Here is a 20,765-nt window from a genome sequence, read left to right as displayed (position 1 = left end):
AAATACAGCGTGCGATGACGTTAGTGCATCGCGCGGGGAATCCCAACCAACCAATCCTGATATGCCCATCGCTGCGACGGAGATATCGAAATGCACTTTATCGGCGAGGCCCGCTTCCTGACGCGCGACACCGCGCCGAACCACGCCGAACCACTCAGAACCACGCCGATTTAGATCAGAACCGGTAGCTCACCTTCAGGCTGCCCGCCTGCGCCGATGCGCGGGCGGTGTTGACGAGCGCATCGTAGGCGAGCGAGACGTCCAGATGCTTCGCGAGCGTCACGCCAAAGCTCGCGCCAAGCGTCAGATAGCCGCGCGCCAGGCGCGTGCCGGGGGCCACGAAAATCGTGCCGTCCTGCGAGGCCACGGTGATGGCCCGTCCGGCATCGAGCAATTCGTGGGCATAGGCTGCGCGAAACTGCACATGCATCGGTCGCCACGCCTCGCCGAACGCCTTGTCGAACGTTACGCCCACGAACGGCTGAAGGCTGCGCGCATTGTCTGTCCCAACACGCAGATTCTGCCCGCCCGCCCCGCTTTCGTCGAAGCCGTTGGCGTGGAAGTAGGCGTAGCGCAAGCCGATACGCGGCGTGACCGCCACCCCGGCGACCGACAACGGCGCGCTCGCCTGTGCTGCTGCCGTGAACTCCTGTCCGATATGATCGCCTTGCGCCGTGCCGATGCCCGCGAACGGACGCTTCTGTGACATGAAATCCAGGCCGTAACCTACCGATGCCGCAACATCGACCGGACCGATCTCGCGACTTGCATAGGCGGCCAGCCGCAGGGTGTCGATCGTGCCTGAGTTCGCCGTGCCAGCCTCGGAGAGATCGGCGTGGGAATAACCGCCTGCCAACCCGACGGTGTTGTCCCCCATGCGCTTGTGCGCGCCTGCGAGGAAGCCGTAGCGGTTTTCCTGAAACCCAGGCTGACCGTCTGTACCCGACAAACGCCCGTGAAGTCCTGTGGCGCTCGCCCAGACCGTGGGGCCGTCAGCGGCTACATCGCCAGTCGACAGCCCCGTCCCGACGGACCGCCTCGTGGCCTGGTCGAGTACCGCTGCCGTCGTTGACTGGGCGTTCATCACCGCTGCCGTGCCCAGGGCAGTGAAAACGCTCGTGTTCTTCGGCGCAACGACCACGGCCCCCGACGGATCGGAAGCGCCCGGCTCGCCAGATGCCGGATCGTTGAGCGCGAGCGTCACGTCGTTTGCGCCGTAGCTCACGGCGGAGCGCAGATTGCCAAGATCGGCACCGGCCGACACCGCTTCGGTTACCGAGGAAAATCGCCCGCTTACACCGTTAGCCGCGCTCAGCACGGTGTACCGCGTCGACCGATAGGTGCCCGGGTCATAGGTAATCGCCAGCACGCCGTTCAATGTCGCGCTGCCCGACACCTTGAGCAACGACGCCGCCGTTGGGCTGACCTCGATCGCCAGCGTAGCGTTCGACGCTTGCGTGTAGTTTCCGGCGACGCTCAACGTACCGATGGACCCGCCCGGCGCCACGATGCCGCCATTGGTCACACTGCCGAGGATCGTGCCGTGCCCGCGCAATGTGCCCTGCGAACCGACCGAGACGTCGCCGCCCTGCACCGCGCGCTCGTGCGCGGCGTCGCCGATCTCGAGCGTGCCCCCCGCAACCGTGGTCGTGCCGGTAAAAGCGATACTTGTCCCATCGAGCACCAGCATGCCGGTGCCTTGTTTGACGAAACTCCCACTGCCCGTGAGGTCACCGGCATAGGTGGCGTCGCTCGCAGCATCGACCGTCAGCGTGCTCGTGCCAACGGCGAAGCGCGTGCCCGCATCACCTGACAAGCCCGAGACGGTGAGCGCGCCTGCGGCGGAGGCATCGAACGTAGCGCCACTGCCGACCAGCGTCACTGTGGTCGCCGACGACAACCGTCCGCCAGCGATAAGCGTGAGCGTGCCCCCATTGATTGTCGTCGCACCGGTGTAGGTGTTCGCACCCGCGAGCGTCTGCGTGCCGCCGTTCAGCGTCAGGCCCCCGGTACCGGCGATCGTGCCCGAGAAGACGCCCGTCGCCTGCGTCAGCGTCAGCGTGCGCCCCCCGAGCGAGACCGTCCCGAGTCCTGTGAGGGCCGTGAGTGAGGCGCCATTCGTTGTTGCGGAAATGTCGAGGGTGCCGTTATTCGCCACCCCGCTCGACGACGCAACACTTCCGCTGCCGGTCAGGGTCAACACCGCGCCGTTATCGATGGTCGTCGCGCCGGAGTAGGTATTCACGCCGGTGAGCGTCTGCGTGCCGCCGACCAGGTGTACGCCACCGGTGCCGTCGATGACGCCATCGAATGCCGAGGCCGCGTTGGTGAGCGAGAGCGTCTGGCCGCCGAGTCGCACGGCGCCGCCGCCGGAAAGCGCTTTGATCGATGTGCCAGCCGTCACGCCCGAAATATCGAACACGCCGCCCACGCCGCCCACACCGGTCACCGTCACCCCTGAAGATGCCGCAATGCTTGCGTTGCCTGACAGGGCTAACGTGCCGCTGTCGATCGTCGTCGCGCCGGTGTACGTATTGACCGACGTCACCGTCAGGGCATTCGAGTTGATGCCACCGAGCGTCAGTTTGCCTGCGCCCGACACAACGCCGGATACCGTCAAACCGGATGTTGCGGTCGAGAAAATCACGTTCGACGTGTCGTCACTCAGAACGATGGCATTGTTCAGCGTCAGCCCGGAATTGAGAGCGCCGATGGTGGCACTCGCGCCTGCGTCGAATAGCAGATCGCCGAGCATCAGCGAGCCGGATAGCAGTGTCAGCGCGTTGTTCAGGCCACCGAACTCGATGGCCGCGGCGCGCGTCGTGCCACCGTTATTCATCCCGCCCATGATGACGCCATTATTGACGATGGCGTCGTTCCCGCGCGTACGTACGCCGACACCGCCGGTCAAACCGGCGCCGCCCGAGATGGTTCCCAGGTTGGCGAGCGTGTTGCCTGTACCCGCGAGATTGACGCCGATGCCGCCACTGCCCCCCGTGCCGGCAGTGACAGTCGCGGTACCGGCGCTGCCTCCGACACCGCCCGTGATCGTACCGATGTTTGTGATGCTGTCGCGTCCGCCGAGTACGAGCAACCCGTCGCCGCCACCGCCCCCGCCACCGCTAAAGGCCCCGGAACCGCCGACACCGCCAGCCCCTCCGGTAATCGTCCCCGAATTGTTGATCGACGCCGATCCCGCGAAAGCCATCATCCCCGCCCCGCCGCCACCACCACCGCCGCCATTGCCTACGCCACCGACGGCGTTGCCCCCCTGGCCACCTGCACCGCCGATGATCGTCGCCGTCACGTAGATGTCGCGGCCAGCATAGTAGAGACCGGTGTTTCCGCCGTTGCCGCCGGTGGCGAAGTTGGTGCCGTCGGGGCCGGTGCTGCCGTCGAGCCCGCTCGTCGGGAGATTGATCGATATGCCGTCGGAGAAGATGACAGTTGCCGGGGACCCCGGCGACGCCGGACCACCATCGCCGGACGCGCCAGTACCGCCTGTCCCCTGTAGTCCCCAGGCGCCGGGAACCAACACCGTCACGCCGTTGGCATCCAGCGTGCTCGAACCGCCGCCCTGGCCATTGCCCACGCCGCCTGCCCCGCCTCGCACCGAGGCGCCATCGCCTCCCGGTGCGCCGCAGCCGCGAATGTCACCGGTGCTGCATGCCCCGGCAGCCCATAGCGCGGGCGTGGTCCCGGCGAGCGCCAATGCGACCGCCGCACTGCCAGCCGTCCGAACCATTCGCATACCCAAAGGACGTCTGGCCAACGACGCAGACACGTCGTGCATGCCAGGCGTTGCCGACGCTATGGTCGATGGGAACTGCGCCTTTTGGGCACGGCGCGAAGCTCGCCTGAGTTTGCGTGAGACCACAAATATCCTCTCGTATTGGGCCGTGCATGGCGACCGGCGACCGAGAAGATTCGGCCGTTCCCCCCGCAGGACGGCAGTTATTGAACACCAGTGCTCTGAGATGCCGTTCGATTTGAATTGATTGAGCGCTGGGGCGATGCAACGTATCCACCCGATGCATCGGAAACCGAATGTAATACAACGAAAGTTAATTCGCTACCCGGATTCGCCCGACGGCAAGGCGGTGCCCGCCCCGCTATGTCCGGGAATTCCCCGCGCGAGAACGTTAGCGCATCGCGCGGGGAGTCCTAATTGATCCTGACAAGGCCATCGCTGCGACGGAGAAATCGAAATGCACTTTGCCGGTAGTGGCTGGTGTGAGCGTGACTAACGACCGACGGTGGATCGGAGCGCCGTCGTCAGCGATTGAATGGCGGCTCTCGATTGTTGGTCTCTCAGATGTGTGTACAACACAACGTCTCGGTCGGGCAACGCAGGCAGTCCCAGACGCGCCGCCATGTCCACCGTGCCACGCGGCGCTACCCGTCGGCCCAGCGCTGCGACACCCAGACCGGCCGACACCGCCGCGCCGATGGTGTTCACGCCACCGCCGACGAATGCCTCCGTCCAGGCAATACCCGACGCATCGAGCGACCTGAGCGCCATCGCGCGAACGCTGCACGGCTGCGGCTGCGTCGCGATACGGATCGGCTCACCGGCCCGGTGCTCGAAATCCGGTGCCCCGAACCAGCCAAAGCGCTCCTGCAAGATCACTTTGCCGTCCAGACGACGGCTGTCGTGGCGCAGGACAATCGCGACGTCGATGTCGCCATCGTCGAACGCGGCCAGCAATTCGCGCGATGCGGCCACACGGATGTCGAGCGTCAGGCCCGCGTCGGCCCGGCCAACGTGCCGCAATAGTTGCGGCAGCTCGGCACCCACGATGTGGTGGCTAATGCCCAACAGCATCCGTCGCTGTTTGGGCGCGAATACCTCCATCGCCCCCTGATGCGCGGCGACCAGCATGCGCGCGCCGTCAAGGAACACACTGCCGTCCGAAGACAGCCGGACACGTCTTGGCGTGCGCTCCAGTAACTTGCGTCCCAGCGCCTCTTCCAGACGCTTGATCTTCACGCTGACGGCCGATTGGGTCGTGTCGAGCACTTCGGCCGCACGGGTGAAGCTTTGCAAATCCGCCGTCAGGACGAAGGCTTGCACGGCTTCGATGTCGAGGGATTTCATCGGATCAGTCATTTCGAAACGCGATCACTGAAATATAAATCATTCTATTTTTCAATGAATCGCTTTTCGCTATGGTGAGCACTCTACTTCCCTTTTTCGGGTTCCTCATGCTGACCGCCCACTATCTGCACCGCCTGCCTGCCGACTATGACCTGAACGCCATCCGCGCGCGCGGCAAGACGCGCGGCGCCTTGTGGGACGCTGCGCCCGACTTGTATTTCAAGGGCTTCCTGCTGCGCGAAGCGGGCAAGTACGGCGCGACGGAGAACAGCTATTCGTCGCTCTATCTATGGCGGTCGGATCAAGCTTTCGCCGACTTCCTGCTGGCCGATCGCTACCGCAACGTGACCGCCAGCTTTGGCCGGGCCGCCATCGAGACCCGCGTGGTCCTCGATGCGCGCAGAGGCCACGCGCAGCAGACACGGTTTGTCTTCGAGGAGGCGGTGGACATCATGCGGGACGCCGATCTGGGTCAGGCCTTCCTTCGTGAAGTGGCGCGCCATGCGACGACGGCGGTCCGGCCGGGGCTAGTCGCGTCTGTGACGGCGTTGGACACACTGAACTGGCGCGTCTCGCGATATGTGCTGGCCGAGTCCCTCGACGCACGACCCAGCGACGATGCGATCGCGTACGAAGCGGTGCACTTGTCCAGTCCCCTGCTACACACGCTTGCGGAGGGACGGTCGTCATGAACCCGCTTCGATACGCGATGGCGCATCTGCTGGGGCTGACGCTCGTCTGCGCAATGGTTTCCACGTTGGCATTGGGTCTGGCAGTGCTCGTTCGCCATTGGCCTCTGTTTGGCTGACGACCCCGGCATGGCCAAATTGACCCGGTTCCCCGGACGAATAGCGTCTGCCTCGCCCTCACGCGCTTTGCATCCCCCAGCGCCGCACCGTCCAGCGGGCGAGCGTATCGAAGACGAGGTGCTCCACGAGCAGGCCGATCAGGATGACCGTCAGCAGACCGGCGAATACGCGGTCGGTGTATAGCTCGTTGCGGTTCTGATAGATGTACCAGCCCAGTCCGCCTGCGCCCGTGTTCGCCCCGAAAACGAGTTCGGCGGCGATCAGCGTACGCCATGCAAAGGCCCAGCCCACACGCAGCCCGGAGAGTACCGACGGCAGCGCAGCGGGCGTCAGAATCCAGGCGACCTGCCGCAATCCCGACAGTCCGTAGTTTCGTCCGATCATGCGCAGTGTCGGCGAAACCGATTCGAACCCCGTATAGATGCTCAACGACAGGGGCCACAGCACGGCATGCACCAGCACGAACAGCAGGCTGCCCGTGCCGAGCCCGAACCAAAGCAGCGCCAGCGGCAGCAATGCAATCGAGGGCAGCGGGTTGAACATGCCCGTCAGCAACGAGAGCAGATCCCGCCCGACCGCGCTCGACATGGCCAGCGACGTCAGGGCGAATGCGCATAGCACACCGAGGCCGTAACCTCGCAGCAACATCCAGAGCGACGTGCCTGTGCGTGCGAACAGCTCCCCGCTTGCCGCACTCTCCCACCACGCCCGCGCGGTGGCACTGGCGCCCGGCAGCAGGAGATCGTTGTCGACCCATCGGGCCGCGATTTCCCACAACACGAGCAACACGACACCGATGATCAGCTTTCGCCAGACGCTCGTACTCACCGCCCGCCAACGCACCTGCCTGTCCCCTGCGTCGTTGCCGTCAATCGGCGACTCCGCCGCGCGTGCGCGCTCTTCGTCGGACGCACGTGGCCTCCTCGGGAAAATGCGTTCGGGACGGCGCGGCGCGCGAATTGCGACTGTCTTGGGCAAAAGCGAGCTCATGCCGTCTCTCCCGTGCTTCGTGACGGCGATTGTTCGCCGAAGAGCAGATCGTGAATACGTGCACTCGCACGCCGGAAGTCGGGAGATGCCACCTCGTCGAGCCCGAACGTTCCGGCGTCGAGTTCGGCACGCAGACGGCCCGGCTGACCGTCGAGCAGCACGATCCGGGTGCCGACGACAAGCGCTTCTTCTATCGAATGCGTCACGAACAGGAGCGTGACACGCGTGTCTTCCCACAAGCGCAGTAGCTCTTCCTGCATGCGTGTACGGGTTAGCGCGTCGAGGGCGGCGAAAGGTTCGTCCATGAGCAACACGCGTGGTCGCACCGCCAATGCGCGAGCAATCGCGACGCGCTGCTTCATCCCGCCTGAGAGCGTGTGCGGAAATGCGTCGGCAAATCGGGAGAGTCCGACTTTGTCCAAAGTATCGAGGGCAAGCTCGCGCGCTTCGCGACGCGAAAGCCCTTTGCCGACGCGCAACGGAAACATCACGTTCTGCGCCACCGTCTTCCACGGCGCGAGTTGGTCGAACTCCTGAAAGACCACCATCCGGTCGATGCCCGGCTTGGCGACGGATCGCCCGTCCAGCACGATCTCACCGCGCGTCGGCCTGACGAAACCGCCGATGGCCTTGAGCAACGTCGATTTGCCACAGCCCGACGGCCCGAGAAGCACGAGGCGGTCGGCGTCATAGACATCGAACGATATGTCGTTCACACCCGCGACGTGGCGGCCACGCGTACGAAACTCGATATCGAGCGCGCGCACTTCAAGAACACGCTCGCCAGGGATGTCGTCGGGGATCGGGGCAACGTTGGCGTCTCCGGGTGCCGGGAACGACGCAAGGCCCGTGTCGCCGTCCGCTGGCCGCAGGGGTTGCAGCGCGCTGGTCGCCCCCATCTCAACTCCCTTGCCCCAATGCGGGCTCGTCGAAGAAATAGTCCTTCCAGGACGTGGGCTTATGACGCACGGCCCCCACGCGCTGCATGAACTGCGCGAGTCCGAGCGTGTTCTGCGGCGTAATCGAGAAATTGACCTTCGGATCAGTGATGACGCTCACCAACAGCTTCTTGTCGGTTTTCGACTGATTCACGCGCAAATAGGTATCGGCTGCGGCTTCCGGCTGCCGCTTGACGAAGTCCGCCGCTCGGGCAAGCGCGAGCACGAAGGCCCGGTACGTCTTCGGGTTATCGTTGCGAAACTTCTCCGTGGCGTAGAGTACGGTGGCTGAACTGGGGCCGCCGAGGACTTCGTAGGAATCGAGCACGATATGTGCGCGCGGATTGGCAGCCAGTTCCTGTTCCTGGAACGGCGGCGTGCCGAAGTGCCCCGTAATCTCCGTGCCACCGGCAATGATCGCCGCTGCCGCATCGGGGTGCGACATGGTCTGTGTCCATTTGTCGAGTCGGTCGAAGGCGCTGTCGCCCCACAGTTTGGCCGACGCGTACTGAAGCACGCGGGATTGCACGGACACGCCTACGGCAGGCAGTGCGATGCGGTCCTTCTCCGTAAAGTCGGCGATGGTCCGGATCTTCGGATCGTTGCTCACCAGGTAATACGGCAAGCTGCCCAGCGACGCCACGCCACGCACGTTCTGACGTCCATAGGTCCGATCCCACACGGTAATCAACGGCCCCACCCCCGCACCGGCAACGTCGATCGCGCCGGAAAGCAAGGCGTCGTTGATGGCCGCGCCGCCGGACAACCTCGCCCAGTCGACCTTGACGTCGACGCCCAGCTTGCGGCCTTCCTGCTCGATGAGTTGCTGATCGCGTACGACATTGAGCAACAGATATACGATGCCGAACTGTTCGGCGATCCGGATGCGTCCTTCGGCGTGCGCTGCTGGCACCGCCAGGATGCAGGACAGTCCCATCAACAAAACGCGTGTCAGACGCGTGGAACGGCGAAGCAATGGAGCCAGAGCAAAGCGCATGAGCGACGTCGACCTAAGAGGAGCAGGAGAAACGCCCAACATAGCGGCGGCGCCCTCCGGAGGTCAACGAAGCGAATCACACAAGGTTATGGCGTTGCGGCATAAGCCCGCCCGCTAGCCGGGCAGGCACGGCGCTTTTCACACAGCGTGGAATCGGGCAATGGGCCAATGACGCCGCACCGCGAGCGAGTCACTCGGGCGGTGCTAGCGTGCGCGAGTTCGCGAAGATTCGGCATGATCATCACCACTGGCACCCGGACTGACTCAGCGCGTCCACCGCGAGCATGGGGATCGCGAGAAGTCCCATCTGGGAATACCGATTCCGACAGTCGCCACGAGCAGCCTTCGACATCTCCCGATCGAGCACCGCCGTAGCGCTCTCTCGGCGGTTGCCCGCCTCCCCGGCGAATGGCTGGGGCGCTTTGCCATGGCCTGCTGGCCGGTGAGCTTCGACGCCTCTGATATCCCTGCGCCAGTCGATGGCTTCGTTTGACGATTTGGTCGCTTCCGGGGCGTTGGCAGCAGGCGCTACTGGCCCACTTGGATTACGAACTGGCCCCGAAATCGGCTCACTACCCAAGCGCTTTTGAACGGGACCAGGTACCGTCGCGTTACGCGAACTTGATGATCGGGTAGCTCGCGAAGCAGGGGCAGCATCGCTTGGCGGCACAGTGACCGGTCTTCGCGTTTCAGCCGGTATAAGAGTCACGGTAAGCGTGCGGCGCTCAGGCCGGGGGAAGTCCACTTTCGGCCGCGAAAAATCCATTAGTGCCAGTACCCCCAACACATGCAGCGCCGCCGTGATCGCGAACGCCAACGCCAACGCCAACGCGAGCATCGATGCACGGCCGATGTGCCGTACTCGCCCGGTAAAAATGGAGCCGTCCGTGAACCCACGCCCGAACTGGATTGGAATCGCAGGATTACTCCGACCTGGCTTCTGTTTCGCGGTGGTACTCAAGGAGATCGCCTGGTTGGCAATCAAGGTACTCGCAAATCGCCTCCAGTGTTGCGAGACGAAACCCCTTGACCTTGCCTTGTTTCAACAGCGAGAGGTTCTGTTCGGTAATACCGATCGCCGCAGCAAGATCCTTCGACTTGACCTTGCGCATCGCGAGCAGCACATCCAGCTTGATTGTGATGGACATAGCGGCGTCTCAAACGAACTGCCGATTTTCGGAGTCCAGTTCACTGGCTTGCCGCAAAATGTGCGCGATCACCGCGATACAAGCGGCAAGGAACGCTCGAATGGTAACACGATAAATTATCGTAAAACGATAATAAATGAATGTTTTTCAGGCATTCCAAGACCCAATCCCCAACCGTCCGATGGGACAGGAGTGCCGCGACTGTCGAAGAATGTGCCGCTGCGTTACATCGGGTCGTGTGCGTCGTCGCAGAGTCGTCGCAAGATCGCGAGGAATTCGATCGTGTCCGGCAGTCATGGCTGCCGACCATCGTCGACCAAACCGACCTTGTTTTCACGATCCGTGAACGTGGCAGCATGGCGTTCCGTATGAAAGACAGTCGGATCATCGCCAAGGGATAAGAAGGCGACACGTGGCCCGATGGTTGCGCGGGCCCGCCGGATGCGTGAAGCTTCACAAGCATCTGCGCTTGCGCACCACGGTCGATTCGGCTGCGACGGTGTAGCATTACGCGACTCGTCATCCTGATTGCGCGGGCAGCGCGAAAGTGTCATCCCCGTTCGCCCTGCCCGCGCTCGATCCATCGAACATCCCATGTCGTCATCTTCTGACCCGACCGGCGAAATGTCCCCTGGACAGCGGCTGCTGGAGACCGCTCGCCGGCTCTTTTGCCGCGAAGGGATTCACGCCACGGGCGTCGCACGCATTCTCACCGAGGCCGGCGTAGCGCGTCGCACGCTCTATGAAAACTACGGCTCGAAAGACAACCTGCTCAAGGCGGCCTTCGAGCACGAAGCGCAGATGTGGTTTCAATGGCTCGACGATCTCCCCCGCCGGGCGTCCGATCCCGAGCAGCAGTTGCTCATTTTGTTCGACGTGTTGCAGGAATGGTTTTCCAGCGACCGCTTCTTCGGTTGTCTCTTCACCAATGCCGTTGCCGAGCACGAAAAAGAGTCGAGCTGGGTGAGAGACCTGGCGCTGGCCCATTTCAGCGAGGTGCAACGACGTATCGTCGTTCTCGCCGGCGCGGCCGGACTGGTCGATCCGCAAGCGTTCGCCCGGCAATTCTGTCTGCTTGTCGACGGCGCCATCGCCATCGCCATGGTCACGCGCAAATCCGACAGCGCCGATACCGCCAGGACTATCGCGCATTGCCTGCTCGAACACGCCGCACGCGCGTGATGCCTGCACGAAAACGTGCTCGATGCGAGACCCCGGACGTCGGCGCGTCCGGCGGCTAGCACAGTGTTTCTCATAAGCTAAGGCCAAATAATTGTTTTGCGCCCCGTTGGGTTTCCCGGATGATGACACCTCGTTGAGAACGATCGGTCTACCTCACCCGGAGAAGCTTTTTCATGCGCGACATTTTCAAGCGGCTGATGTCGGCCGCGCATTCCGACACGCCAGCCACCTCGAGCCCGGGCAAGCTCTCGCGTCGCGAATTTCTCTGCGGCTGCGGATGCAGCGCCCTCGCGCTGAGCGCGACCGGCAGCGCCTTGTTGGCGGCCGCGAGCCGCGTCGAAGCCGCCACTGGCGGCCCGCTGATTCGCGTCGGTCATCTGCCGGCCGGATGCGTATCGCATTTGCTGCTGGGCAAGCTGCGGGGCGACTTCGCCACTGCCGGCCTGCGGGTGGAGTTGACGCAGTTCAACGGGCCGAGCGAGTCATTGCAGGCGCTGGTGGCCGATCGCATCGAACTCATGCACGCCCCCTGGACGATGACGGCGGCCGCCTATGCCAAGGGCACGAAGGATCTGCGCATCATCGGCGGCTCGGGTAAGGGCGGTATCGAACTGGTCGCACGCAAAGGCTCCGTGACCACGGTCGACGAATTCATCGCCGCTGCCGGCAAGGGATTGCGCGTGGGCACGCTGCGTCTCGACACGCTGGAACTGGTCGGCTACGGCACGATGGCCAGTCACGGCAAGTCCTACAAGGACTACGACATGACCTTCTTCCCGAGCATGGTCGGCATGGGCGAAGCGATTGCGAACGGCAAGCTCGACGTCGTCACGCTCGCACAGCCCTACGCCGAGAATGTGGTGCGCAGCAACGGCGCACGCTATCTGTCCGACTCGAACGCCGTCTGGGGGCCGGAAGCGGCAGACTGCGTCATCACGACGAAACAGCGCACCAGCGATCAGCAAGGCGATGCGTTGCGCCGCTATCTGAAAGTGCTGCAAGCCTCGGCTACGAACCTCACGCAGCACTACGCCGCTGCGGTGGATCAATTGCAGCCGGTCTACGGGGTATCGCGCGAGGTGCTTGAGGTTGCGCTGGCACGTCAGGTGCCCAATCCGGTGATCTCCGCGGCAGGCGTGGCAGGGCTCACGCGCGGCGCTGAGTACCTGAAACAACTGGGCTACTTCACCGGCAACCCCATTGGTCAGTTGCTCGACCTGCGCCATCAACCGGCCGCCCTCGCATGAGCAGTGCTCCTCCCCTCGCGTCCGACGCACCGCACGTGTCCGACGTCACGCAAGCACAGCATCGAATCGTCGATGCGCGCCGCTGGCTTTTGCGGTTACGTCATCTTCAGCCGCTGCTCTGGTTTGCACTGGCGTGGACGGTGCTGGGTGGTGTCTGGGAACTTTCGGTCGCGTTGGGGTGGCTCGACGGTCGCATTCTGCCGCCGCCCAGCGTCACATTGCCGTATGCCTTCTCGGGCGAGGCGAGCGTCGGCTTCGGCCAGCAACGCGCGGGCCTGCTCGCGTCCACCCTGCTCACGCTCTCGCGCGTCACCACCGGTCTGACGCTGGGCGTCGCCGCCGCGCTGCTGCTTGCCGTGCTGATCGTCGAGCAACGCTGGCTGCGACGTCTGGTGTTGCCGCTGGTGCAATCGCTCGCCCCGATCGCGCCCGTGGCGTGGGTGCCGTTCACGATTGCGGTGATCGGTATCGGTGGCCCCGCTGCGGTCTTCGTGGTGTTCCTCGCGGTTACGACGAGCATGACGTTATCGCTCGTGGCCGCGCTCGACGGCATGGATCCGCAGTACCTGAAAATTGCGCGCAATTTGCGCACGTCGCCGTGGCAGCTGTGGCTGCGCGTGCGACTGCCTGCGATTGCGCCGAGCGCGCTGACCAGCCTGCGCATGGCCTTCTTCGGTGCATGGATGGCAGTGCTCGCCGGTGAGATGGCCGGCATCAATTCCGGTCTTGGTTATCTCATCATCATGGCGCAGCAGATGTACAACATGCCGTTGGTCATGGTGGGTGTTATTACCATCGGCGCTGTCGGCTTCACGGTGGACCGCGTGCTACTACTGGGGCAACGTCTCGTGGCATGGCAATCATGAGCGGGGCGGCACTGGAATTCAGGGATGCCGGCATGCGCTGCGACGCCGGCACACGCGTCGACATCGGTAGCCTGCAAATCCCCGCTGGCCGCTTCACCGTGCTGCTCGGACGCAGCGGTTGTGGCAAGACCACGCTGCTGAACCTCGCTGCCGGTCTGCAAACGCCCACGCACGGATCGGTGTTTTACGACGGCCAGCCGCTGACGACCGAAGCGCCGCACAGCGCCCTCATTTTCCAGCACAACAATCTGTTCCCGTGGATGAGCGCCGCCGAGAACGTTGCGTTTGCGCTGCGCAATCAGGGACTTGCGCATAGCGCTGCAGGAACGCGCGCGCGGCAGCTCCTGGAAGAGGTCGGGCTCACCGAGTTCGCCGACAGGCGCCCGGCGGTGCTGTCCGGCGGGATGCGCCAGCGTATCGCGCTGGCTCGCGCACTCGCGATGAAGCCGCGCCTGCTGCTGCTCGACGAGCCGTTCGGCGCGCTCGACGCCCAGACCCGGCGGCTGATGCAACGGCAACTGCAACGCACATGGCAGGCCAGCGGGGCCACCGTCCTGATGGTGACGCACGATCTCCAGGAAGCCCTTCTGCTGGCCGATCGCATTGTGCTGATGGCGAGCAGCCCTCACGGCCATGTCGCGCAGTTACTGGAGATCCGTCTGCCGCGGCCACGTCAGGCGAGCGACGACGATTTCCTTCGGCTGCAACAACGGCTGGACGACTTCCTGACGGCGGAAACACGTCTGGCGGAGCATCTGCAAGCCGATTGAGGCTGTCTTTCCCTTCTCTGGGCGCAACGTCATGCACGTTCGCCCCATTCTTCATGCGAGCCCTCAAGATGAGCGATACCTCCATTCAACTCACCATCAACGGACTGCCTCGCGGCGGCGGTCGCGCGGTACAGGAACGTATCCGTGCCGATGGAGACGGCGACGTCGCGTGCCCACGTTACGAGACGTCCGTGCATTGGGTCAGCGGCTATCAGACCCGCACACAGGTCAGATCCGGCGCCGTATTGCAGGGGGACGAACCCAGCACCTACGGCGGCGCAGACCTCGGCGCGACACCGCAGGAACTGCTGTTATCCGCCGTGGGCAACTGCCTGGCCGCGACCTACATCGGCGGGCTGACGGCGGCCGGCATCGAGGTGCGCAGCCTGCGACTCGACGTATCCGGTCGTGTCAACTTCCGCGCCGCCTTCGGTGTGTTGCCGGGCGCTCCGGGCTTCGAGAGCATTCACGTTAAGGTAGCACTGGACGCCGACGCCCCGCAAGCCCAGCTCGATGCGCTTCTGGCGCGACTGCTGCCGACAGCGCCGATCCCGGACACCATCTCGCGCCCGGTGCCGCTCGATGTGCAGATTCAACACGTCGACCAACGCCAGAACCCATGAGACATACTGTGTACCCTGTCGTCGTCGTGGGCGGCGGCCCGGCGGGTCTTTCCGCGGCCTACGAGCTGGTGAGGGCGGGCGTCTCGCCGCTGGTGCTGGAGCGCACCGAATCGGTCGGCGACGTGTGGCGCAATCACTACGAGGGGTTGCGCCTGAACACCGGGCGCTGGTTCTCCGGCTTGCCCGGGGTCACCTTTCCGCGGTCTGCCGGACGCTGGCCCACCGCCCACGCACTGGCCGAACAGCTCGCCTCCATGCCTGAGCGCGGAGGATTCACGGTTCGCAACGGTGTCGAAGCGAGTGCTATCGAGCCGTCGGCGGAGCACGGGGTCTGGCGAATCACGCTGAACGACGGGAGCGTGATCCTGGCGTTGTCGGTCGTGATGGCGACGGGATGCGCACGCGTACCATTTCTGCCCGACTGGGAAGGGCGCGAGCGCTTTGCCGGCCGAATTCTGCACGCCGCGCAGTTCCGAAGTGCCCGCGACTACGCCGGGCAACACGTGCTGGTCGTGGGGAGTGGCAATTCGTCGTGCGAAATCGCCAGCCGGTTGGTACCTCACGCGGCGTCGGTCGTGTTGTCGGTACGCCGTACGCCACACCTTCTCCCCAAGAGCCTGCGCGGTTTGCCGTTCGCAGCCTTGGGCGCCGTTCTGCGACGGCTCGCGCCCTCAAGACGCGACCGCTTCCTCACGTGGCTATCGCATCGCTGGGTGGGCGACCTTCTCCCCTATGGTCTGCCGCGACCGACCCATGGGGTGTCGCAACTCGGCACGGTGACGCCGACGCTGTACATGCCGTTCGTCGACGAACTGAAAGCGGGAAATATTCGTGTGGTGGGGCCGATCGAAGGCATTTCGGAAATGCACGTGACCGTTCGCGCGAGCCTGGCCGAAGATGCCGGAGCCATGACACTGCCAGTACAGACGATCGTCGCCGGCACGGGGTACAGGACCGGACTGGAGCAACTCCTCACGCTTCCCGGATTGTTCGACGGTGATGGCAAGCCGCATATCGATGCCCATGGCGTGTGCGCAATCCCCGGCCTGTTCTTCATCGGGTTCGTCAACCCGTTGAGCGGTCAATTGCGGGAGATCGGACGTGAGGCCCCACGATTGGCCAAGGCGGTCGCGAGATATCTCGCACCGCTCGGCCAACCGAGTATGGCCACGCAACGATAGTCGCGGTTCGTCAATGACGACAACAGGAACGGCGGCGCCGAATATACATGGCGCTAAGCCGAAACGGCCCAATGAATGGGCTCGTGCACATGACAGAATTAGCAGCCAGCCAAGGTGCTGCTCTCGTTGTCGTGATCAAACGGTGGTGCGAAGGCACTCCCGCGCGTGGTTTCGGTGAGTGTGAATGGCGTGTAGTAGTCGTGAAGCCGATCAAACTGGTAGCCGGAGGTCAAAGATCCGAATGCCCTGGACTCCAACCCTACGTAGTAGGGATGATCGCTTTGCTCGGGAAGCCGGTTGACTACCCGAACCGGTCACTCGATTTTCTGCGATCGCACGCCGCAGCGTGGCCGTAACCGCTTCTAATACCATGATCAGGCTGAGCTGCAAATGGAGGCTGCCCCCATTGCCACTGATGTCCAACCGGCGGCTTCTCATGCAGACATTGGCCCGCCGGCCACATTTACACTAGATGACGTCGATCCCGTCCACACTTCCTAGACCAATGACCAGTGCGTCGAGCAGGAGACGCACCGCAGGCACCATGCCGCGCCGCGTCGGAAAGATGGCGTGGACGAGCGCGGGAGTCGTAGACAAGTCGGGAAGCAAACGAATCAGACGTCCCGCACGAATATCGGCAGTCACGAACTCTTTGGGCAGCAACGCAACGCCGACGCCCGACAAGACTGCGACACGCAGACTGGCCAAGTCGTCCATCGCGAGTCGGGGGGTATGCGTGATCGACGCCGTTTGTCCGTTGGCGTCCGTCAAATGCCACACATGACGCTCGCTTTTGTCCGCCATCGAGACCGTTGGCCAGTCGATTAGTGAGGCGAGTGATGCGGGCGCCTCGTGCTTTAACGCCAGTGCAGGGCTGGCGACGAGAATCAGCGTTGATCGTCCCAACTGACGCACCGCGAGATCGGTGTTCTCCAGCGGCGGCAAGCGCACGCGGATCGCAAAGTCCAATCCTTCCTCGATCACATCGACACGCCGGTTAGTTGCATCGACCAACACCTGAACCTGCGAATTTTCCTGAACGTATCGCGAGACGATATCCGCGATTCCAAGACTCAGCAAACCCAGCGGACAGCTGATGCGCACCGTTCCTTGCGGTTCGCTGCGAGTTCGATCGATTAGCTCCTTCGCTGCGCGGGATTCTGCGACCAGCGCGAGGCAATGCTGATGAAACTGCCGACCGGTTTCCGTCAACGACAAACGTCGACTGGTCCGGTTAAGCAGACGCACACCCAGCTCTTCTTCCAGCGCACGTACGCGTCGACTCAGCTTGGACGTCTGAAGGCCAAGGCTGCGCGCAGCCGCCGTAAAACTGCCGCGCTCGACGACTTCGGCAAAAAGTCGAAGGTCGTTCAGATCTGAGATTGCATCCATAAGTCCGGGAGCGCGGTACGCGCCGAATCTTTCCATATATAGCAATGATACTTTGCATTCTTGGACATATGCAGGTGATTGTTGCCAAATTAGCATGACGCCTACTCACTGATGTGTTCGCTGAAATCGGCGTGCCGACAGGGGCTTCAGGGCAACCGAATTAAGGAGCTGGACATGCTGACGCACAGACGCTGGGACTCGCTAGACGCTGCCGATCACGGCTGGCTTCGTGCGAAGTATCACTTTCGTGTCACGCCATCGGGCAATCCCATGCATCGGGCGCTCGGCCCGCTGATGGTCTGGAACGATGACGAGATTGCAGTCGACGGTGGTTTTCCTTTCCACGGACATCGCAATGTTGAGATCGTCACATACGTGCGTCAGGGTGTGCTCGGGCACCGAGACACGCTTGGCTCGGAGGGCACGATTCATTCGGGCGACGTGCAGGTAATGAGTGCGGGCACCGGCATCCGTCATTCGGAGTTCAACAGGGGCGACGTGCCACTGAAGGTCTATCAGATCTGGCTGCAACCACGCGAAGCCGATGGACAACCTCGCTGGGCGACCAAACCGTTTCCCGCGCATCCGGAGGCTGGGCATTTCACAGTATTGGCCAGCGGTTACGCAGATGACGACGGCGCGCTGCCGATCCGGGCGGATGCACGTCTGCTGGGCGTGAAGTTGCACGCTGGCGACACGATCCACCACAAGCTTGACCCCTCGGGCGACGCCTATCTCGTAGTCGCGGCCGGAAGCATCGGCATCAACGGTGAACTAATGGGGTCGCTGGACGGCGTGGCGATCACTAACGTCCAAAGCATCGAAATCTTTGCCTTTGAAGACGCCGAATTGGTCATGGTGGAGGCTGGCTAAGACTCGTATTGCCTCCTATTCCACTGCTTTCATTTTTCGCTTTCGATTTATCTGTTTGGAGATTGTTATGGAACGCTACAAATTTCTTCCGTTGCTCGGCCGCATTCTGCTGGGTGCTCCCTTTCTGATGAGCGGTTTGAGCAAGCTCGGCGCTTACACGGCGACGGTCGGTTACATCACGGCAGTCGGCCTGCCCGCACCGTCGCTCGCTTACCTCGTCTCGGTGATCGTGGAAGTCGGTGGCGGTTTGCTGCTGTTGTCCGGTTATCGCGTTCGCCCGATGGCACTGATCCTCGCCCTCTTCTCGCTAGCGACTGCCGTATTCTTTCACCGCAACTTGGCCGACCAGAATCAGATGATTCACTTTCTCAAGAACGCAATGATGGCTGGCGGGCTGCTTCAAATTGCATACTTCGGTGCGGGTGCGTTTAGTCTGGACTCGCTGCGCAAAGCCGCGAGTCTGCGCGCATCGATGTCGAGCACATCATGATCAACATTGGCTCGGGTGAAAAATTCGAACAAATCCCGAGCCGATGTCGCCTTGGTCGCCATGGCAAGCGGCGTGGCCGTCATGGCCAGGATCATGATGCCGTAGCCAGTAGCATCCGGCGATGTATTTCTGCGTGCTCGCGCACGCGCTACCCCCACCGCCCCGCTCACAGGCGCTGATGCAGTTGATCGCACAGGAAGTTGGCGAGGACGCCTTCGGCCCCGCCCTGCTCAAGCAGTTCGAGATGGTGTTCGTTACCCCGCCTGACGCGAGCGGGTTCGAAGCGCTGAGCCATTCGGTCGGTCTCAGCGGCCATTAGCAGGCATCAGCGCGCGTTTTGCAGATGATCGGCCAGACGCCGCAGCATCGCGTCGCAGTCGTTCAGTTGCGCAACGCTGACGAACTCGTCGGGCTTGTGCCCCTGATCCATACTGCCCGGCCCGCACACGACGGTCGGGATGCCCACCTCGTCGAACAGCCCGCCTTCGGTGCCGAAGGCGACAGTGCCGAACGCGTCGGATCCGCTGAGCCACGCCAACAAGCGGGCGGCGTCGCTCTCAGGCGGTGTCGCGAGCCCAGGATAGGCGGATAGCGGCACGAGACGAATCTCGGTGTCCGCTTTGACCGCGCGCATCTTCGGCAACAGATCCGCGTCGGCGTAACGCTGAAGTTCGTCGGCCACCTGCGTGGCGTCGAAGCCCGGCAACGCCCGTACCTCGAAGTCGAACTCGCATTCTGCGGGCACGATATTCAATGCACGTCCGCCTTTGATGACGCCCGTCTGCACGGTCGAGTACGGCGGATCGAAGCGGGCATCGTGATATTCCGGATCGGCCAGTTGATCGCCGATCACTTCCAGACGATGGATCAGCCGCGCCGCGTACTGGATGGCGTTGACGCCATACGGTGCATACGCGGAATGACACGGCGCGCCCTTCACGCAGCATCGCATCGCCAGCTTGCCCTTATGGCCAAGCACCGGCTTGAGTTCGGTCGGCTCGCCGATCAGGCAAAGGACCGGCTTGTGCGCCCGCTTCGCCAGCTCGGCGAGCATCGGACGCACGCCCAGACAGCCGATCTCCTCGTCGTACGAAAACGCCAGATGCACGGGGATCTGCAACGCCCGGCCGACGAAGTCCGGCACCGCCGCGAGGACCGACGCGATGAATCCTTTCATGTCAGCAGTACCACGGCCGTACAGGCGAGCGTCGATTTCCGTCAGCTGAAACGGCTCGACCGTCCACGCCTGACCATCGACGGGAACGACGTCCGTGTGCCCCGAGAGCACGATGCCCCCGCGATCCTGCGGGCCGATCGTCGCGAAGAGATTCGCCTTGGTACGTTCCTCGTTGTAGAACAACTCGCTTTGCACCCCGTGCTGGGCAAGGTAATCGCGAATGAACTCGATCAGCGCGAGATTGGAGTCCCGGCTGACGGTCGCAAATCCGATCAGCTTATCGAGCAGCGCCCGGCTTGAGACCTCATTCATCGCCCGGCACCCCGTAGCTCGGCGCGGCGATTGGATTCAAGGCACGCGTCACGTAGTCCTGCATTTGCGGCGCATAGGCGCGCCAGAGACCGTCAAGCTGACCGATGGGGTCGTCGTCCGCCCAATCGACTCGCAGATCGACGATCGGCCAGCTCGGATCGCCTGCAATCTTGAGCGCCGCCGAATGCACCGGTCCCGCTTCGCCACCTGCGGCCATCGCCGCATGCATCGCCGCGAGCAGCCGGTCTGCGAGCGCCCCCGTCGCATTCTCGAAAGCGGGCACCATCGACGCAATCACGTCGGGGCGGCTCAGCATGTTCCCGGCGGCGACGCATTGCCGCCCCGCCACCGCGCGATAGATGCCAAGCGTTTGCTGACCGCTGAAGAACGCGGTGCGCCCTTGCGCGTCGATCACCGTCACTTGCCGGTATTCGTGCCATTCGCTCTGTGCAAGCGCGTCGTTCAATGCCGAATGCGGGTCTGCATTGCTCTGCGCGAGACGTTCGAGAATGTCCGGGCCGAGTGCCGGTAACGTGACGTTTTGCGTGGCCACGACACCCACCTTCGCGCGCACCCACGGGCAACGTGCCCCGACGGCGATGCTCGACGAACTGAGGGCGATGCCCAGTTGCCCGGTGTGCTCGCAGCGACCGACGATGGAAAAAGTCATAA

19 protein-coding genes and 1 pseudogene are annotated in these 20,765 nt (G+C 63.3%); 10 read left to right on the top strand and 10 right to left on the bottom strand.

Annotated elements, in window-relative coordinates; translation table 11 throughout:
• Nucleotides 1-175 precede the first annotated feature (175 nt).
• A complete protein-coding gene (locus MB84_RS06700; RefSeq protein ID WP_157122649.1) occupies nt 176-3,751 on the bottom strand; it encodes an autotransporter outer membrane beta-barrel domain-containing protein in 3,576 nt (1,191 codons plus the stop codon).
• A 492-nt stretch (nt 3,752-4,243) separates the two neighbouring features.
• Nucleotides 4,244-5,098, bottom strand: coding sequence for a LysR family transcriptional regulator (locus MB84_RS06695; RefSeq protein WP_046291205.1), 855 nt, complete (start codon nt 5,096-5,098; stop codon nt 4,244-4,246).
• A 107-nt stretch (nt 5,099-5,205) separates the two neighbouring features.
• Between MB84_RS06695 and MB84_RS06690 the strand changes: the two genes are divergently transcribed.
• On the top strand, nt 5,206-5,790 hold the full coding sequence (locus MB84_RS06690; RefSeq protein WP_046291204.1) for a DUF4865 family protein: 585 nt from the start codon (nt 5,206-5,208) through the stop codon (nt 5,788-5,790).
• A 174-nt stretch (nt 5,791-5,964) separates the two neighbouring features.
• Here MB84_RS06690 and MB84_RS06685 read toward each other — a convergent pair whose 3' ends face one another.
• From MB84_RS06685 to MB84_RS28865, 5 genes and pseudogenes are all read right to left on the bottom strand, one after another.
• Nucleotides 5,965-6,897 (bottom strand): ABC transporter permease, encoded by a 933-nt coding sequence (locus tag MB84_RS06685; protein WP_084009638.1) that lies wholly within the window; start codon nt 6,895-6,897, stop codon nt 5,965-5,967.
• Entirely contained in the window at nt 6,894-7,796 is a 903-nt protein-coding gene (locus MB84_RS06680) for an ABC transporter ATP-binding protein (RefSeq protein ID WP_052653020.1), read from the bottom strand. Before MB84_RS06680 ends, MB84_RS06685 begins: the two co-directional genes overlap by 4 nt.
• Nucleotide 7,797: 1 nt before the next feature.
• Nucleotides 7,798-8,772, bottom strand: a complete 975-nt coding sequence (locus MB84_RS06675) for an ABC transporter substrate-binding protein (protein ID WP_245725496.1) — start codon at nt 8,770-8,772, stop codon at nt 7,798-7,800.
• A gap of 983 nt (nt 8,773-9,755) precedes the next feature.
• Complete coding sequence (locus tag MB84_RS06670; RefSeq protein ID WP_046291203.1) at nt 9,756-9,980, bottom strand: helix-turn-helix domain-containing protein; 225 nt, start codon at nt 9,978-9,980, stop codon at nt 9,756-9,758.
• 9 nt (nt 9,981-9,989) lie between these two features.
• Nucleotides 9,990-10,082: pseudogene (locus MB84_RS28865) on the bottom strand (DUF2975 domain-containing protein); the annotation flags it as partial.
• Nucleotides 10,083-10,574: 492 nt separating this feature from the next.
• On the opposite strand from MB84_RS28865, the gene MB84_RS06665 reads away from it, so the two are divergent.
• The 6 genes from MB84_RS06665 (at nt 10,575) to MB84_RS06640 (ending at nt 15,849) form a co-directional block, all read left to right on the top strand.
• Nucleotides 10,575-11,162: a TetR/AcrR family transcriptional regulator gene (locus MB84_RS06665; protein ID WP_046291202.1), complete on the top strand. Its 588-nt coding sequence runs from the start codon at nt 10,575-10,577 to the stop codon at nt 11,160-11,162.
• A gap of 173 nt (nt 11,163-11,335) precedes the next feature.
• Complete coding sequence (locus MB84_RS06660; RefSeq protein ID WP_046291201.1) at nt 11,336-12,409, top strand: ABC transporter substrate-binding protein; 1,074 nt, start codon at nt 11,336-11,338, stop codon at nt 12,407-12,409.
• Nucleotides 12,406-13,275, top strand: a complete 870-nt coding sequence (locus MB84_RS06655; protein WP_084009636.1) for an ABC transporter permease — start codon at nt 12,406-12,408, stop codon at nt 13,273-13,275. The genes MB84_RS06660 and MB84_RS06655 overlap by 4 nt, the downstream gene beginning before the upstream one ends.
• Entirely contained in the window at nt 13,263-14,045 is a 783-nt protein-coding gene (locus MB84_RS06650; protein ID WP_211279354.1) for an ABC transporter ATP-binding protein, read from the top strand. Before MB84_RS06655 ends, MB84_RS06650 begins: the two co-directional genes overlap by 13 nt.
• Nucleotides 14,046-14,113: 68 nt before the next feature.
• Entirely contained in the window at nt 14,114-14,668 is a 555-nt protein-coding gene (locus MB84_RS06645) for an OsmC family protein (RefSeq protein ID WP_046293496.1), read from the top strand.
• Nucleotides 14,665-15,849 (top strand): flavin-containing monooxygenase, encoded by a 1,185-nt coding sequence (locus MB84_RS06640; protein WP_046291199.1) that lies wholly within the window; start codon nt 14,665-14,667, stop codon nt 15,847-15,849. Before MB84_RS06645 ends, MB84_RS06640 begins: the two co-directional genes overlap by 4 nt.
• Before the next feature lie 468 nt (nt 15,850-16,317).
• Here MB84_RS06640 and MB84_RS06635 read toward each other — a convergent pair whose 3' ends face one another.
• Nucleotides 16,318-17,241 carry a LysR substrate-binding domain-containing protein gene (locus MB84_RS06635; protein ID WP_046291198.1) on the bottom strand — a complete coding sequence of 308 codons (924 nt, stop codon included), beginning with the start codon at nt 17,239-17,241 and terminating at the stop codon, nt 16,318-16,320.
• Between the two features lie 174 nt (nt 17,242-17,415).
• Between MB84_RS06635 and MB84_RS06630 the strand changes: the two genes are divergently transcribed.
• From MB84_RS06630 to MB84_RS06620, 3 genes are all read left to right on the top strand, one after another.
• Complete coding sequence (locus MB84_RS06630; RefSeq protein ID WP_046291197.1) at nt 17,416-18,114, top strand: pirin family protein; 699 nt, start codon at nt 17,416-17,418, stop codon at nt 18,112-18,114.
• A gap of 67 nt (nt 18,115-18,181) precedes the next feature.
• Entirely contained in the window at nt 18,182-18,604 is a 423-nt protein-coding gene (locus tag MB84_RS06625) for a DoxX family protein (protein WP_046291196.1), read from the top strand.
• Between the two features lie 121 nt (nt 18,605-18,725).
• Nucleotides 18,726-18,923, top strand: a complete 198-nt coding sequence (locus tag MB84_RS06620) for a hypothetical protein (protein WP_046291195.1) — start codon at nt 18,726-18,728, stop codon at nt 18,921-18,923.
• Nucleotides 18,924-18,929: 6 nt separating this feature from the next.
• On the opposite strand, the gene argE is transcribed toward MB84_RS06620, so the two are convergent.
• Together argE and MB84_RS06610 are read right to left on the bottom strand one after the other, a co-directional pair.
• Nucleotides 18,930-20,093, bottom strand: a complete 1,164-nt coding sequence (argE, locus tag MB84_RS06615) for an acetylornithine deacetylase (RefSeq protein ID WP_046291194.1) — start codon at nt 20,091-20,093, stop codon at nt 18,930-18,932.
• Nucleotides 20,086-20,763 (bottom strand): DUF1028 domain-containing protein, encoded by a 678-nt coding sequence (locus MB84_RS06610; protein ID WP_046291193.1) that lies wholly within the window; start codon nt 20,761-20,763, stop codon nt 20,086-20,088. The genes argE and MB84_RS06610 overlap by 8 nt, the downstream gene beginning before the upstream one ends.
• Nucleotides 20,764-20,765 lie beyond the last annotated feature (2 nt).

The organism is Pandoraea oxalativorans, from assembly GCF_000972785.3.
In the GTDB taxonomy this organism is placed as follows: Bacteria; Pseudomonadota; Gammaproteobacteria; order Burkholderiales; family Burkholderiaceae; genus Pandoraea; species Pandoraea oxalativorans.
The sequence above is the reverse complement of the archived record's forward strand: the minus strand, read 5'-3'. Positions and strand labels throughout refer to the sequence as shown.

Bases quoted from the DNA above. Each gene is read 5' to 3' on its own strand.
- MB84_RS06695 (WP_046291205.1), bottom strand. From the start codon at position 5,098: ATGAAATCCCTCGACATCGAAGCCGTGCAAGCCTTCGTCCTGACGGCG.
- MB84_RS06690 (WP_046291204.1), top strand. From the start codon at position 5,206: ATGCTGACCGCCCACTATCTGCACCGCCTGCCTGCCGACTATGACCTG.
- MB84_RS06670 (WP_046291203.1), bottom strand. From the start codon at position 9,980: ATGTCCATCACAATCAAGCTGGATGTGCTGCTCGCGATGCGCAAGGTC.
- MB84_RS06610 (WP_046291193.1), bottom strand. From the start codon at position 20,763: ATGACTTTTTCCATCGTCGGTCGCTGCGAGCACACCGGGCAACTGGGC.
- MB84_RS06660 (WP_046291201.1), top strand. From the start codon at position 11,336: ATGCGCGACATTTTCAAGCGGCTGATGTCGGCCGCGCATTCCGACACG.
- MB84_RS06625 (WP_046291196.1), top strand. From the start codon at position 18,182: ATGGAACGCTACAAATTTCTTCCGTTGCTCGGCCGCATTCTGCTGGGT.
- MB84_RS06640 (WP_046291199.1), top strand. From the start codon at position 14,665: ATGAGACATACTGTGTACCCTGTCGTCGTCGTGGGCGGCGGCCCGGCG.
- MB84_RS06635 (WP_046291198.1), bottom strand. From the start codon at position 17,241: ATGGATGCAATCTCAGATCTGAACGACCTTCGACTTTTTGCCGAAGTC.
- MB84_RS06650 (WP_211279354.1), top strand. From the start codon at position 13,263: ATGGCAATCATGAGCGGGGCGGCACTGGAATTCAGGGATGCCGGCATG.
- MB84_RS06655 (WP_084009636.1), top strand. From the start codon at position 12,406: ATGAGCAGTGCTCCTCCCCTCGCGTCCGACGCACCGCACGTGTCCGAC.
- MB84_RS06645 (WP_046293496.1), top strand. From the start codon at position 14,114: ATGAGCGATACCTCCATTCAACTCACCATCAACGGACTGCCTCGCGGC.
- MB84_RS06685 (WP_084009638.1), bottom strand. From the start codon at position 6,897: ATGAGCTCGCTTTTGCCCAAGACAGTCGCAATTCGCGCGCCGCGCCGT.
- MB84_RS06665 (WP_046291202.1), top strand. From the start codon at position 10,575: ATGTCGTCATCTTCTGACCCGACCGGCGAAATGTCCCCTGGACAGCGG.
- MB84_RS06675 (WP_245725496.1), bottom strand. From the start codon at position 8,772: ATGGGACTGTCCTGCATCCTGGCGGTGCCAGCAGCGCACGCCGAAGGA.
- MB84_RS06620 (WP_046291195.1), top strand. From the start codon at position 18,726: ATGTATTTCTGCGTGCTCGCGCACGCGCTACCCCCACCGCCCCGCTCA.
- MB84_RS06630 (WP_046291197.1), top strand. From the start codon at position 17,416: ATGCTGACGCACAGACGCTGGGACTCGCTAGACGCTGCCGATCACGGC.
- MB84_RS06700 (WP_157122649.1), bottom strand. From the start codon at position 3,751: ATGCGAATGGTTCGGACGGCTGGCAGTGCGGCGGTCGCATTGGCGCTC.
- MB84_RS06680 (WP_052653020.1), bottom strand. From the start codon at position 7,796: ATGGGGGCGACCAGCGCGCTGCAACCCCTGCGGCCAGCGGACGGCGAC.
- argE (WP_046291194.1), bottom strand. From the start codon at position 20,093: ATGAATGAGGTCTCAAGCCGGGCGCTGCTCGATAAGCTGATCGGATTT.